The sequence below is a fragment of the Nocardia sp. NPDC049149 genome (assembly GCF_043197455.1).
GTDB lineage: Bacteria > Actinomycetota > Actinomycetes > Mycobacteriales > Mycobacteriaceae > Nocardia.
In genome coordinates this window covers 173842-187845 of sequence record NZ_JBICTD010000013.1, presented here as the reverse complement: position 1 = coordinate 187845, position 14004 = coordinate 173842, and the positions used below count along the sequence as shown (strand labels likewise).

At 65.7% G+C, this 14004-nt stretch carries 11 protein-coding genes; 7 read left to right on the top strand and 4 right to left on the bottom strand.

Translation table 11 applies throughout. The features are described from left to right. Positions 1-114: 114 nt before the first annotated feature. Positions 115-1785, bottom strand: coding sequence for a M4 family metallopeptidase (locus tag ACGFNJ_RS38765; RefSeq protein ID WP_393460436.1), 1671 nt, complete (start codon positions 1783-1785; stop codon positions 115-117). Positions 1786-2366: 581 nt separating this feature from the next. Between ACGFNJ_RS38765 and ACGFNJ_RS38760 the strand changes: the two genes are divergently transcribed. The 3 genes from ACGFNJ_RS38760 (at position 2367) to ACGFNJ_RS38750 (ending at position 7035) form a co-directional block, all read left to right on the top strand. Continuing rightward, the gene (locus ACGFNJ_RS38760; protein ID WP_393460433.1) at positions 2367-3869 is read left to right on the top strand and encodes a M1 family metallopeptidase; all 1503 of its coding nucleotides are present in this window, start codon (positions 2367-2369) and stop codon (positions 3867-3869) included. Between the two features lie 203 nt (positions 3870-4072). Then, complete coding sequence (locus ACGFNJ_RS38755) at positions 4073-5638, top strand: FAD-dependent monooxygenase (RefSeq protein WP_393460430.1); 1566 nt, start codon at positions 4073-4075, stop codon at positions 5636-5638. Positions 5639-5973: 335 nt separating this feature from the next. Next, positions 5974-7035 carry a S8 family serine peptidase gene (locus ACGFNJ_RS38750; RefSeq protein ID WP_393460427.1) on the top strand — a complete coding sequence of 354 codons (1062 nt, stop codon included), beginning with the start codon at positions 5974-5976 and terminating at the stop codon, positions 7033-7035. On the opposite strand, the gene ACGFNJ_RS38745 is transcribed toward ACGFNJ_RS38750, so the two are convergent. From ACGFNJ_RS38745 to ACGFNJ_RS38735, 3 genes are all read right to left on the bottom strand, one after another. Beyond that, on the bottom strand, positions 7032-7505 hold the full coding sequence (locus ACGFNJ_RS38745) for a hypothetical protein (protein ID WP_393460424.1): 474 nt from the start codon (positions 7503-7505) through the stop codon (positions 7032-7034). The two genes, ACGFNJ_RS38750 and ACGFNJ_RS38745, sit on opposite strands and share 4 nt — an antisense overlap. A 100-nt stretch (positions 7506-7605) precedes the next feature. Then, positions 7606-8013: a hypothetical protein gene (locus tag ACGFNJ_RS38740; protein WP_393460421.1), complete on the bottom strand. Its 408-nt coding sequence runs from the start codon at positions 8011-8013 to the stop codon at positions 7606-7608. Positions 8014-8155: 142 nt separating this feature from the next. Further along, positions 8156-9160, bottom strand: a complete 1005-nt coding sequence (locus tag ACGFNJ_RS38735; RefSeq protein ID WP_393460418.1) for a LacI family DNA-binding transcriptional regulator — start codon at positions 9158-9160, stop codon at positions 8156-8158. 179 nt (positions 9161-9339) lie between these two features. Here ACGFNJ_RS38735 and ACGFNJ_RS38730 point away from each other — a divergent pair, with 179 nt between their 5' ends. The 4 genes from ACGFNJ_RS38730 to ACGFNJ_RS38715 are packed head-to-tail and all read left to right on the top strand — an operon-like array spanning position 9340 to position 13932. Continuing rightward, entirely contained in the window at positions 9340-10416 is a 1077-nt protein-coding gene (locus ACGFNJ_RS38730) for an ABC transporter substrate-binding protein (protein WP_393460415.1), read from the top strand. Positions 10417-10449: 33 nt separating this feature from the next. Continuing rightward, a complete protein-coding gene (locus ACGFNJ_RS38725) occupies positions 10450-11970 on the top strand; it encodes a sugar ABC transporter ATP-binding protein (protein WP_393460412.1) in 1521 nt (506 codons plus the stop codon). After that, positions 11963-12919, top strand: coding sequence for an ABC transporter permease (locus tag ACGFNJ_RS38720; RefSeq protein ID WP_393460409.1), 957 nt, complete (start codon positions 11963-11965; stop codon positions 12917-12919). The genes ACGFNJ_RS38725 and ACGFNJ_RS38720 overlap by 8 nt, the downstream gene beginning before the upstream one ends. Beyond that, entirely contained in the window at positions 12916-13932 is a 1017-nt protein-coding gene (locus tag ACGFNJ_RS38715; protein WP_393460406.1) for an ABC transporter permease, read from the top strand. Before ACGFNJ_RS38720 ends, ACGFNJ_RS38715 begins: the two co-directional genes overlap by 4 nt. Positions 13933-14004: the final 72 nt, after the last annotated feature.

Here is a 14004-nt window from a genome sequence, read left to right as displayed (position 1 = left end):
ATTACCGCAGGCCAGTTCCCGCAGCGTGAGCAGTGTAGGAGTTGGTTCAGACGCACCGAATGTCTCACCGCGCCCGGAAAGCGCGGTGAGACATTCGGTTTCGGCTCAGGACTACTAGGTGCTCTGGTTCAAGCGCGGCAGCTTGACGGCCTTGATCGCGTTGTCCACCTGGACACAATCGGCGGCCGTTGTCCCCGCGACTCCGTTGCGGACGTTGGTGTTGCACGCTGTCACCAGGGCGCTGGCCAACGATCCGTAGGTGGAGTTGGCCGTCAGCACCGTCTGGGTGGTCCAGTACAGCGCCGCGGTCTTCGGCAGGCCGATCGCGGTGACGGCCTGGCCGTTGAGGCTGCCGCCGTCCACCATCAACTGCGCGGCCTTGTTGCCGACCCCGCTGTTGGTGTGCACCAGCACCGACTGATTGCTGCCGGTGTACCAGTTCGGTCCCTTGTAGGTGTCGGGCTGCCGGTGCGCCTTCGGGTTCTGCATATCGCGGATCACGCCGAGCGAGCTGCAGGCACCGATCTGCCACCGGTTGGCGGGGATGTTGCACGGGTTCGAGGTGTTGGTGAGGAAGACCAGCTCGCCGAAGATGTCCGACATCGACTCGTTGATCGCGCCGGGCTCATTGCGGTAGACCAACCCGCTGGTGTGCTCGGTGACGCCGTGGCTGAGTTCGTGGCCGGTGATGTCCTCGGTGGCGAGGCCGCTGCCGAAGGCCATGTGATCGCCGGTCCAGAACGCGTTGGCGTAGGGGCACTCGTCGGTCGTGCAGATGCGCACGGTGCCGCGCAATGCTTTTCCGTTGCCGTCCCTGGTGTCGGAGCCGATGAGATCGGTCAGGTTCCGCAGCTGGGTGTACTTCGCGTAGAACCCTTCGGTCGTCCCGAAGTAGTCGAAGATGTTGTCGACGTCGGCAATTCCGACCGGGCCTTGGCCTTCCTTCCTCGTGGCGGCGAAGCCGCTGCTGCTGCCGCAGACGGTCGGGTCGTCGGGGCTCTCGATGTCGACCCGCTCGCTCTTGGCATCGCAGACAACACGATTGACGTGCTTGCTGTCGTCCCAGCTGTCGAGCACCTTGCCGGTGTCGGTGGCGTCGACGAACACGACCCAGCGACCCGGCTTGTTCTTGTCGCCGTCGCCGTGGACATCGACCTTGAACGCCGGGACCGCCACGCTCTTGGCGTCGGGAACCGACGCCAGCTGCGCGTCGTACCAGTAGGGCGTGACCCGGGCGATGGTGAATTTGTCGGCCGGGAGCTTGGCCTGGCCCGCAAGCTTCGCGATGGCCGTCTTGCCAACGGCCTCCGAGGGTTTCGTCGACGGGTACTTGCCCTGCGAGCGCTGCGAGAGCGATCCGGTCGCGGCGAGCAGCGATCCGTCCGCGGCCAGCGACTGCGATACCGCGGCGGCGAAAACCGGGACGGAGTCGATTTCCTGGCGCAGGCGCACCGTCGTTCCGTTGCCGACTGCGAAGGTGCTGTCGACCACCAGGTCGCCGACTTTATTGCCGTTGAACGACTTTGCGACGCCGCCCGCGTGGGCCTGGGCCGCCTTCGGTGCTTCGGCGGGTGTGCCTACGGGGACGGGAATCGGCTCCTTGGGCACTACCTGCCGCACGGTGCCTTGGGGATCTTTCGTCACCTCTTTCGGCACGGCGGACAGGTCGGATCCTGGCGTCTGCGGCTGCGCGAATGCGCCGGGACTTGCGGCGAAAACCATTGTGCTGATCGCGAGTATCGCGAGGGCGGCGCCGTATGATTTCTGTCTTTTTCTGGGATACATGTATTCGATTGGAAGTACGCAGGGTCGACGAGCGAGGCGTATTGACCTACGCGGTATCAGATGTTCTTGTTTCGTTAACTAACGATGTTGTGCGGCAATAACTTTCGCTCACCGCCTGGTCTTTTGAGAGAAGATCTCAGTTCGGTGACGGCTCGTGTGGAGCGGCGTAAAAAGGCCAGGTCAAATGCCGGAAATGCATGGGTGCAGTAGCTCTGGCGCGCCTTTCGTGGCTGTCCATAAATACCGCTCCACGGTGCATTCGCGGCAATTGTTTACATAATCCAGCAAAACCCTTGATACGCAGGCGATTCTGACTGTTAAACTTCCGTTTAACTTCTGTTAATCTTATTTCCGTACCGCGAAAGACGCCGATGGGATGATTGCTGCACCGCGCGGTCCGCATCAAGTTACCTTGCTCTGCTGTTGATTTCAGATTCGATCGGATGAAATTTGTTGACACCCTCGGGTGTTGTTTCGAAATCTTCAACCAAAAGAGGTTGTCTATCATGCAATTTCAGAGTTCGTCAGATCATCGTGATCCGTTCTGTGTCACGTCGAAATCGCGGCAGCGGCCGATACGCTTGTCCTCCTTCTTGATTGCGCTCGGGCTCATCGTCGGCGGAAGCTCGATCGCCGCCGCGGCGCCCGGCGAGGGTGCGCCGCCACCGGATGCGGCGAACGGCGCGGCTGCCGCGGATCCTGGCTCGGACGGGCTCGGCGACCCCTACTACCCCAAGGATGGCAACGGGGGTTACGACGCGCTGCACTACGACATCGCCATCGACTACGACCCGCCGAGCCACCGCCTGACCGGCAAGACCACGGTCGCGGCCAGGGCCACCCAGAATCTGTCGTCGTTCAATCTCGACTACGCGGGTCCCGCGGTCAAATCCGTTGCCGTCAACGGTCAAACGGCCCGCTTCCAGCGCACCGGCGAGCACGAGCTGGTCGTCACGCCCTCGGCCGCCTTGCCCAAGGGGCAGCCGTTCGCGGTGACCGTCGACTACTCCGGCGTCGCGGCCGACACCAAGGGCAACGGCTGGACGTATTCGCCGTCCGGTGGTGCCTTCGCCGCGGGTGAACCCCATTCGGCGACAACGTGGTTCCCGCTCAACGACACGCCGCTCGACAAGGCGACCATGTCCCTGCGCGCCACCGTGCCCAAGGCGTGGGGCGTCGCGTCGAACGGAAAGCAGGTCTCCGACACCCCCGCGGCCAACGGCAAGCACACCGTCGCCTGGGAGGCCAAGGACCCGATCGTCGGCTACCTGGCGACGATCGCGATCGAGAAGTTCACCAAGCTGAGCCAGAAGCGTGCCGACGGAACACCTTTGGAGAGCTTCTTCGCGCCGAACGCCGTCCAGAAGCAGTCGCTCGAGAAGCAGGTTCCCAAGGTCCTCGACTTCGAAGAGCAGCTGTACGGCAAGTACCCGTTCGAATCCGGCGGCGGCATCTACGTCGACACCGACCTCCAGTTCTCGCTCGAGACCCAGACGCGGCCGATCTACGCGCCGTGGGTGGACCTGAACACGGTGATCCACGAGAACGCGCACCAGTGGTGGGGTGACTCGGTGTCGGTCAAGCAGTGGAAGGACGTCTGCCTCAACGAGTGCTTCGCCAGCTACACCGCCGACATCATGTATCCGGAACGGATCGGCAAGCAGGACCCCGACAAGATCTACCTCAAGGCGCTCAGTACCGCTGACCAGCGCGGCATTTGGGCAACACCGCTCTACGATCCCGGGGTAGGCAAGGAGTTCACCACGGTGTACTCGCGCGGCCCGCTGTTCCTGCACGCGCTGCGCCGCACCGTCGGCGACGCCGTATTCTTCGCCGCTGTCCGCGATTTCGCGCAGAGCCACAAGAATGGCAACGCGTCCATCCCCGAGTTCCGTCAGTTCGTCCAGTCGCGTACTTCCAAGAAGCTGGACGGGTTCTTCGACGCCTGGCTCAACGGAAAGAAGCGCCCCGCCGACGAATACCTGTACCCGGGTGGCATCGGTGACAACAAGGACCGCGGCCTCGAGGCACCCCAGTCCGAGGAATGGGCGAATTGGCCCTTCGGACAAGGGGGCCGGCGATAACCCTGCGCTACGCGGAGGCGACCGGATAGCGCAGTAAGGACCCGTTGGTCCAGCTTGCTTCACCGCAGGCTGGGCCAACGGGCTCGTTCGGGGCCTGTGAAACGCTGCTGAAAGACCGGTGAGACGGCCATCCCGGAGAGTTGAGGGCAGCCGAGGACTCAGCCCCGGCGTGCCCGGACTCGGGTGAGCAGGAGGAGCTCGACATGGTCGTCGCGGACGCCGAGGTGGATGTAGTGATCGTCGGTGGTGGGCCGGTCGGGCTCACCGCGCGGGCGCTGCTGGAACGCTGGGGTGTACGGGTGCTGCTGGTGGAGAAGCGGCGCGAATTGTCGCCGTTTCCGCGGTCTCGGCTGGTGAACGTGCGGTCGATGGAGATCTTTCGCCAACTCGGGGTGGCGGACACGATTGTGGCAGGCGCGTTCCCGCCCGAATATGGTCGTATTCGCTTCCGCGACACCTTCATTGGCAGCGACTTCGTCAGCGCGGGGATGGTCGGGATCAACGCGCCGATATCGGAGAGCCCGGTGATCGGCGCGGTCACCTCGCAGGATCGGCTGGAACCCGTGCTGCTCGCCGCGGGGTCCGCGCCGGTGCGGTTCGGCGTCGAGCTCTGCGAGGTGCGCACGGAGGACGAGCAGGTCGTCGGCGTGCTCGTCGACCACGCGAGTGGTGCGCGGACCCACGTTCGGGCCCGCTATCTGCTCGCGGCCGATGGCGCGAATTCCACTGTCCGACAACAGCTCGGCATCGGCGCCACCGGGCCGGGGGCGCTGGGCGACACCACCACCGTCGTGTTCGACGCCGACCTGCGCCGCTGGTCCGACGACCAACCTGCCGGGGTCTACTTCACCGCCTACGGCACCGTGATTCCGCTCTATCCCGAGGGCGGCTGGGCCTGGTTCGGGCCGACGCCCGAGGATGCCGCACAGACAGATTGGCGCACCGTCGTCCAACGTGCCCTCGGCGGCGACGTTCTCCTGGACGTGCTCCGGGTGCAGCATTGGGTGCTGAACGCGTTCGTCGCCGATCACTTCGTCGACGGCAGGATCGTGCTGGCAGGCGACGCGGCGCACGGTATGCCGATTGTTGGTGGTCTCGGCATGAACGCGGGCATCGGGGATGTGCACAACCTGTGCTGGAAACTGGCTGGCGTGTGCCAAGGATGGGCCGCGCCAAGCCTTTTGGCGAGCTACGCGACGGAACGACAGCCCGTCGCGCACCGAACGCTCGGCCAAGCGGTGGCCAACACCCAACTGATGATCCAGGTGCAGCACAAGCGCCGCGAGCAGCTACAAGCGGGCTCGGTGCAGTCCGAGGTCGAACTGCCTTGGACTGAGGCGTATTTCGCCCAGCTCGGCCTGGTGCTCGGCGTCGCGTACGACGCCGGCGACGGGGCTGGATTGCGTAGCGATGGGGTGCGGGGTCATTCCGAATTGCCGGACGCCGGAACGGATTACCGCCCGACCCCGCAGCCCGGCCACCGCATGCCGCACCAGTGGCTCACCGCCGGACGCTCCACTCTCGACGCTCTCGGCGAATGGTTCACCCTCCTCACCCCGGAGCCGACCTCGTGGCGCGAACCGCGCACCGCCGCATGGCCGCTGCATATCGAGCCCCTGCCCCACGAGTGCCTCGACTCCTACGATCTCGGCCCGCACGGCGCATTGCTCGTCCGCCCCGACGGCCACATCGCCGCGCACTGGAAGGATCACCCGCCCGGCGCCGCCGCCCTCCACGATGCGCTGGTCGCCGCGACTCGGCGCGCGTAATCGGCTTGATCAAGGAATCCGCCAAGGCCTATGACGACACGCCGACCCGGTGCCGCAGTATCGGCGCGCAGAGCCCGACGCACTACCTCGGCCCAGGTGTTCCGGGCACGGTCCCGCCTTCATTAATTCGTAGCGGACGGCCGCCGAAATGTGCTCGTCTCTGCAATTAGATAGTCGTAGCAATCTGCTGAGTAAAGTACAAATTGCTGCTCATGACTCGCGCTGATCAAATATCAATTACTGAGCAATTGTCCAGTAACATAATTGGTCGCTACCGGATAAATCTGGCACAACGCCCAGTCAGGGCGATGCTGCCGAAAATCTTGGAGTAATCGATGCGAATCATGCGCACGCGAACCTATGTGACGGCGTTGCTCGCCGTCAGCACAGTTGCCGCCACGGTGGTCGCCCTGGCGGCCCCGTCGAACGCGGCCCCCAACGACCCGTTGTTCGGTAAGCAGTGGGGCCTCACGCAGATCAATGCCCCGCAGGCATGGGCGTCGAGCACCGGCGCCGGGGTCGTGATCGCGGTGGTCGACAGCGGCGTAGACCTGCATCACCCTGACCTACAGGGCAAGCTCGTCCCCGGCGCCACCTTCGTCAACTGCCCCGCAGGGCAACGCCCGTGCGGCGACGGCGACTGGAAGGGCACCGACGGCATCGGCGACGCGGCCGACGTGCACGGGACACACGTCGCGGGGATCGCGGCCGCGGCGACCAACAACGGGATCGGCATCGCAGGCACCGCACCCGACGCGAAGATCATGCCGGTGAAGGTGCTGGAGACGATCGGCTTCTACGAGGACATGGCCGACGGTGTCCGGTGGGCTACCGACCACGGCGCCAACGTCATCAACATGAGCTTCGCCGGTCTGCCCCATGAGCAGCTGCTGGCGCTGCTCGGGCTCGAAACACGCCTCTCGGACGCGATCGGGTACGCGCTCAACCACGGCGTCGCGGTCATCGCCGCGGCAGGCAACACCGCGACTCCGCTGTGCCGGGATCCGGCATTCACGCGCGACGTGATCTGCGTGGTCGCCACCGACCGCAACCAGCTGAAGACCTGGTACTCCGAACTCGGCCTCAAGCCGGACCTGAAGGTGGTCGCGGCTCCTGGCGGCGCGGCACTGGTCAACTGCGACGACGACGTGTGGTCCCTGCTTCCGACGGGTGCGGGCACCTGCGGCCAGCAGGATTACGGCACGCTCGCCGGGTCATCGATGTCGAGCCCCTACGTCGCCGGAGTCGCGGCACTGCTGGCTGCTCAGGGGCGGAACCGGGCGAGCATCTACAACGCGATCCTCTCGACCGCGCGGACACCACTGCTGGGCCGCGGGGTCTACACCCCGCTCTACGGCCGCGGCATCGTGGACGCCGCGGCCGCTGTCACCTCCTAGCGGACGGTGAATTCGACGGTGGGTGTGGGCTGATGCGGTCGGTCGGTCGTGGTGCTGATGCTGATCCGCCCACGGCCGGTGACGATGTCCGCCTTTCCGGATGCTCCCGGATTGAGCGGGAGCGCGAAGCCCCACCCGCCGCTGAGCGGAATGTCGACCGACCCGGCCGCGCCGGTGTCGAGGTTGCGCCAGTGTGCGGTGACGGTGACGGCGCACGGCGGGTAGACGAACAGGTAGTGCTGGATGTTGTAGCTGACGTAGGCGCCGCCGGGGCCGCCGACGTCCGGGCGGTTCGATGCGGTGCCGGTGATGGTCGCGAACGTGAGCGGGTCGTAGCAGAGCGTGGTGGTGTATCCCAGTTGGGCGCCGAGATTGTCTTGTGCGGTGGCTGTTGCACCAGATGCCACCAACGCGCAGGCAATCAGCGTTCCGATGATCGGTATCCGAATCAACGATGTGCTGTGTCGCATCGAGTCTTCCGTCCGCAGCGGGGGAGCGAGCTCTGAGTCGCGCGAAGCCTAGCCCGTCCCCGCTGCGCCCGGCATGACCCGAAAACCAGTGTCTGCCGACCTAGTCCCATGGATAGAAGTGCATCCGCCGCGTGACCGCACCGGCGAGAGTGCCAGTGGGGTCACGGAGTTCGGCGACACCCTCGTTTCGCGCGTCGTGGCCTGCGAAGAACGGCGCGGCGTCGGGGCGGACGTCGACGGGATGCTGGCGCCATCGGTCCTCGCCGTCGCAGGTGACGTTCGTGGTCGTCGAGCCGGTCGCGGTGGGCCGGCCGGTCGCGACCGCAGTGAGGCGGACGGTCAAGGTCCACCCCCGTTGCCCGCGTGGACATTGCACGTCGACATAGGAATGCGCAACACCTTTGGATACGTAACTGTCGTCGTGCAGCCAGACCGCGCCGGTCTGATCCACCGAAATCGGCGTTGCCGCAAGGAGTCCGGAGATGAGTAGCGCAGCCGCAGAGTACATTTGACCATCCTTCGGAAGGCAATCAACGTGGCGTGCGTCGTCGAGACGACGCACGCATCAGCGCGACCACATCACGAAAAGTATTGTGTGTCTTCATGTTACAGATAGAAGACGTCGGGAGGGCCGGATCGGACGAAGGTGGTCAAACCCCGCGGCCGACGGTACTTTCGCGGATCTCCAGCGTGAACGGGATCTCGATATCTTGTGCCGCAAAGGTTTCGGTGCCGCGGCGGTGCAGCAGGTCGACGGCGGTCCTGGCGATGGCGGCTTTGTCGGGGGTGATGGTGGTCAGCGACGGGACGCTGAACGCGCTCTCCTCGGTGTTGTCGAACCCGACGATGGCCACGTCCTCGGGAACCCGGACCCCCTGCTCGGCGCAGGTCCGGATCGCGCCGATGGCGAGCAGGTCGTTGAAACAGAAGACCGCGTCCGGCGGTTGCGGCAGCGCGAGGAGCTGCCGCATCGCCTGTGCGCCTTCGCGCCGGTGGTACTCCAACGCCGTCACGATCAGCTCGCCGCGTTCCGGGAGGCCCGCTGCGGCAAGCGCTTCCCGATAACCGGTGCGCCGCAAGGCCGCGGTGCCGCGACGCGGATTGTCGCCGATCGCCGCGATGCGCCGCCTGCCGATCTCGAGCAGATGCCCGACCGCGGTGCGGGCCGCGCGCACGTTGTCGATCGCCACGTGATCGATGGCCACCTCGATGTCGTGCTCGCCGAGCATGACCAGTGGCACGCCGGGGGACAGCTCGGCGAAATCCGCTTGCTCGAGCGCCTGCGGGCTCACGATCGCCCCGTCGATCATGTATGGGCCCATTGACGCGAGCGCGGCGCGTTCCTGGTCTCGCGCGCCCTGTGTCTGCTCGATCAGGACGTCCCAGTCCAGGCGCTGCGCGGCGGTGATGACCAGGCCGGACAGTTCGGCGAAGTACGGGATGCTCAGCTCGGGCAGCATCAGCGCGATGAATCCGGTGCGGCCGCGCCGCAGATTGCGGGCGCCGCGATGCGGCCGATAACCGGTCGCTTCCAGCGCGGCGAGCACCCTGCGCCGATTCTCCGGTTTGACGAAGTCATAGCCGTTGACCACGTTCGACACGGTCTTGATGGAGACACCCGCCAGTGCTGCGACGTCCTTGAGTGTGGCGGCCACCGTTCTGCTCCTCTGGGCTATTGCGTTCGGGGAAACCAAATTCGAACGATTTTCCCAATCTACTTACAACGTTGTTCCAACGTTGTAAGTAAGTATCAAGCGCCCCCTGTGCGCCGGAGCAGAGATCGACTCGGCGTTGCTGCCCGTGCCGCGCAGGCGGCCTGTCGAAGGAGTTACCCATGCCTGTGAACCCATCCCTGTCCGGTGGCGTCGCGCTCACCGCCGTCTGCGCGCTCGTGCTCTGCGGGTGTTCGAAGTCCGAGACCGAAACCGCGAAGCCGAGCGGGGCAGGGCCCGCGGCATCGGCGGCGGCCGTGCAGCCGAGCGGTCAGTCGACCTGCTCGCTCGCGCAGACCGGGTATCCGAAGATCGACCTGAAGACGGCGAAAATCGGCTTCTCCCAATCGGAGAAGGAGGCCAACCCGTTCCGGATCACCGAAACCGGTTCGATCAAGGATCAGGCGGCCAAGCTCGGCATCCCGTCGGGCAACCTGCTGGTCACCAACGCACAGAGCGATCTCAACAAGCAGATCAGTGACATCAAGTCGATGCTCGACCAGGGCGCACAGGCATTGATCGTTGCGCCGCTGAATTCCGATGGGCTGCAACCGGCTTTGGATGCGGCCAAGGCCAAGAAGGTTCCGGTCGTCACCGTCGACCGCAAGGTCACCTCGCTGCCGTGCACCGACTACCTGACCTTCATCGGATCCGATTTCGTACAGCAGGGCGCTCGCGCGGCCGATCAGATGATCCGGGTGACCGGCGGCACCGGCAAGGTCGCGATCCTGCTCGGGTCGTCCGGCAACAACGTGACCACCGACCGCACAAAGGGTTTCAAGGACAAGCTGGCGGGCGCACCCGGGTTGAGCGTGGTCGCCGAGCAGACCGGCGACTTCGACCGGTCCAAGGGGCAGGCGGTGATGGAACAGCTGCTGCAGAGCCATCCGGACATCACCGCGGTCTACGCGGAGAACGACGAGATGGGCATCGGCGCGGTCAACGCGATCAAGGGTGCTGGTAAGCAGCCGGGCAAAGACATCAAGATCGTGTCGGTGGACGGCACCCGCAACGCGGTCAAGCTCATCGTCGACGGGCAGTACAACGCGGTCATCGAATCGAATCCGCGCTTCGGCTCGTTGGCCTTCGGCACCTTGCAGCAGTTCCAGGACGGCCAGCCGATTCCCGCCACCGTGATCATCTCCGACGACGAATACGACGAGACCAATGCCCAGTCGAAAGTCGCCAATGCGTATTGATCGAGCAGGCGCGGTGTCGAGCAGGATCACTCGATGACCGAGCCGGTCCTCGAAATCATCGACGCGCACAAGAGTTTCGGCGGCACCATGGCGCTCGACGGTGTCTCGTTCACCCTGCGCGCCGGCGAGGTCCATGCCGTGGTCGGCGAGAACGGCGCCGGAAAGTCCACGCTCATCAAGGTTTTGACCGGCGTCTATCAGCTCGACGGCGGCGAGCTGCGCTATCGCGGCGCGCCTGCCGTCTTCGCGACACCGTTGCGCGCCCAACAGGCGGGGATCTCCACCATCTACCAAGAGGTCGATCTCATCCCGATGATGAGCATCGCGCACAACGTCTTCCTCGGTCGTGAGCCGCGAAATCGGTGGGGGCTCATCGACAAACGGGTGATGTGTCGGCGGGCCGCCGAGCTGCTCGCCGGTTACGGGGTCGAGGCCGATGTGCGCAGGCCGCTGCACAGCCTCGGCGTCGGCGCGCAGCAGATGGTTGCGCTGGCGCGGGCCGTCTCGATCGAGGCCCAGGTGGTGATCATGGACGAGCCGACCTCGTCGTTGGAACCGCGCGAGGTCGAAACGCTGTTCGCGGTGATCGAGCGGCTGCACGAGCGCGGCATCGCCGTCATCTACGTCAGCCACCGGCTCGACGAGCTCTATCGAATCTGCGACCGCGTCAGCGTGTTACGCGACGGCAAGCTGGTGCACAGCGGCCCGCTCGCCGAACTCGGCAGGCTCCCGCTGATCGCCATGATGCTCGGCCGCGATGTCGGAGAGGTCAAGGCGCACGGCGCCACCAGCTTCAGCGAGGATCAGCACGCCGCGGCCGAGCAGGTGTTGCGCGCCGACGATCTCGTCAGCAAGCATCGGATCGCGGGCGTCTCGGTCACCGCACGGGCAGGCGAAATCGTCGGCCTGGCCGGGCTGTTGGGCTCTGGGCGCAGCGAGACCGCGCGGGCGATCTTCGGTGCGCTGCCGTTGGATCGCGGCACCGTCGTCGTCGGCGGCAAGACCGTCCGGTCCGGCAGCACGGCCGCCGCGATCGCGGCCGGGATCGCCATGCTCGCCGAGGATCGCCGAGCGGACGGGATCATCCCCGAGCTGTCGGTTCGGGAGAACATCGTGCTGGCCGCGCTGCCACGACTGTCTCGGTACGGGATGGTGAGCCGGGCACAGCAGGACCAGATCGTGCGCACCTTCATCACCCGATTGCGGATCAAGGTGTCCAGTCCGGAGCAGAAAGTATCCGAGCTGTCCGGCGGCAACCAGCAGAAGGTGATGCTCGCCCGCTGGCTGTGCCTGAACCCCAAGGTGTTGCTGCTGGACGAGCCGACGCGCGGGATCGACGTCGGCGCCAAAGCCGAAGTGCAGGAACTGATCGACGAGCTCGCCGACGCAGGCCTCGCCGTCGTGCTCATCTCCTCCGACATGGACGAATTGATCGACGGCGCCGACCGTCTGCTCATCCTGCGTGACGGCGCGGTGGTCGGCGAACTGGCCGCCGACCACGTCACCGAGAGCGAGGTACTCGCCGCACTCGCCGAAGGGACGCCCGATGACTGACCAGATGCGGACCGTGACCCGGCGCCGGACCACCGTATGGCTGCAGGAGTACGGCGTGTACGCCGCGATCGGCGGGCTGTTGCTGTTCAACGTTGTTGCCACATCGAACTTCTTGTCGCTGGCCAACTTTCGCACGCAACTGCTGCAGGCGGCGCCGGTGATCATCGTTGCGCTCGGGATGGCGCTGGTGATCGGGACCGAGGGCATCGACCTGTCGGTCGGTGCGGCGATGGCACTGGCCGCCGCCGTCGTTCCGCTCTATCTGGGCTATGGGCCGATGATCGCGGTGATCGCGGCGCTGGCGGTCGGGCTCTTCGTCGGGGTATTCAACGGAATCATGGTGGCACGCATCGGCATTCAACCGATCGTGGCGACGCTGGCCGTGCTGGTCGGCGGGCGCGGGCTTGCCCTGGTGATCGCGGACGGGCAGCTCGTCGACATCCAGAACCCGGCGTTTCTCGCACTCGGCTCGGACGAGCTGTTCGGCCTGCCGATCAGTGTGCTCATCGCGGCAGTGCTCGCGGTGCTCACCGGAGTGCTGGTCCGGCGCACCACCTTCGGGCGGCAACTGGTGGCGATCGGCGGCAATCGGCCGGCGAGTGCGCTGGCCGGGCTGCCTGTTCGGCGCGTGCTCATCACCGTCTACGCCCTCTGCGGGGTGTTCGCGGCGCTGGCAGGCGTGCTGGCCACCGCCAGGCTGCGGGCCAGCGATCCCGCGGATATCGGTCTGCTGATGGAACTTTCGGCCATCACCGCGGTGGTCGTCGGCGGGACGCCGTTGACCGGAGGGAAGGTTCGCGTCGTCGGCACCGTGGCAGGTGCGCTGCTCATGCAGCTGGTGCGGGCCACCCTGATCAAACACGATCTGCCGGATTCGGCCGCGCAGATGGTCCAGGCGGCCATCATCGTCGTGGCCGTGTATGTCACACGGGAGCGCGGTACGCGATGAGCACCACCACCGAACCGGCAGAGATCGAGCGCGGGGCGCCTGCGCCCCGCTCCGGCGCGGCCAAGGGTGCGCGCAGGTTCCTGGACGCCCTCCAAAAACAGCCTGCTGCCGCGGTTTTCGTCGCGGTGAGCGTGACAGCATTCGTGCTGGTGCCGAGCTTCGGCACCGTCGGCAACATGCGCGATCTCGCGTTGCAGAGTTCGTTCCTCGCGGTGATCGCGCTCGGCATGACCTTCGTGATCATCTCCGGCGGCATCGACCTGTCCGCCGGGTCGGTGTACGCGCTCGGCGGTGTGCTCGCCGCGTACGGTTCGCAATGGGGTTTCGTTGCGGCGCTGGCAATACCGCTGCTCGTGTGCGGTGCCATCGGTGCGCTCAACGGCATCCTGGTCGCGCGGACCGGCATGGCGCCGTTCATCGTCACCCTGGCGACCTTGCTGTTCGCCAGAGGGCTGCTGCTGGCCATCACCGACGAGGGCGCCACCACCTACAAGATCGAGAGCGGTCAGCCGTTCCTGGAGATCGGCCGCGGCACCCTGCTCGGCATCGGTTATCCGGTCTACCTCACCGTGATCCTCTTCATCGTCGGCGCTGTCATGTTGCGCCGCACCGGATTCGGTCAAGCATTGTTCGCCACCGGCGGCTCGGAGTCCTCGGCGATTCTGATGGGCGTCCCCGTCGCCCGCACGAAAATCATCGTCTACACCCTCAGCGGCCTGCTCGCCGGTTTCGCGGGCGCCATGACCGCCGCCTACCTGCAATCCGGCGTCACCGTTCTCGGCGTCGGCACCGAACTGGACGCGATCGCCGCCGTGGTAATCGGCGGCACGCTTCTCACCGGTGGCGTCGGCACCGTACTCGGCACCCTGTTCGGCGTCCTACTGCGCAACGTCATTCAGAACATCATCAACGGAATAGGCACCCTGGACAGCAATTTCCAATCCGTAGTAAGCGGCGCCTTCCTCCTCACCGTCGTCATCCTCCAACGCCTCCTGGCCCGCACCCCCCACTGACCACCGTGCAGACGAAATACGCCCGCCCCCACCGAAAGTAGTGGGGGCGGGCGTATTTCGACCGATGCGTCG

Excerpts from the sequence above, each read along its gene's own strand:
- ACGFNJ_RS38755 (WP_393460430.1), top strand. The coding sequence starts at position 4,073 with ATGGTCGTCGCGGACGCCGAGGTGGATGTAGTGATCGTCGGTGGTGGG.
- ACGFNJ_RS38750 (WP_393460427.1), top strand. The coding sequence starts at position 5,974 with ATGCGAATCATGCGCACGCGAACCTATGTGACGGCGTTGCTCGCCGTC.
- ACGFNJ_RS38740 (WP_393460421.1), bottom strand. The coding sequence starts at position 8,013 with ATGTACTCTGCGGCTGCGCTACTCATCTCCGGACTCCTTGCGGCAACG.
- ACGFNJ_RS38725 (WP_393460412.1), top strand. The coding sequence starts at position 10,450 with ATGACCGAGCCGGTCCTCGAAATCATCGACGCGCACAAGAGTTTCGGC.
- ACGFNJ_RS38730 (WP_393460415.1), top strand. The coding sequence starts at position 9,340 with ATGCCTGTGAACCCATCCCTGTCCGGTGGCGTCGCGCTCACCGCCGTC.
- ACGFNJ_RS38745 (WP_393460424.1), bottom strand. The coding sequence starts at position 7,505 with ATGCGACACAGCACATCGTTGATTCGGATACCGATCATCGGAACGCTG.
- ACGFNJ_RS38765 (WP_393460436.1), bottom strand. The coding sequence starts at position 1,785 with ATGTATCCCAGAAAAAGACAGAAATCATACGGCGCCGCCCTCGCGATA.
- ACGFNJ_RS38715 (WP_393460406.1), top strand. The coding sequence starts at position 12,916 with ATGAGCACCACCACCGAACCGGCAGAGATCGAGCGCGGGGCGCCTGCG.
- ACGFNJ_RS38720 (WP_393460409.1), top strand. The coding sequence starts at position 11,963 with ATGACTGACCAGATGCGGACCGTGACCCGGCGCCGGACCACCGTATGG.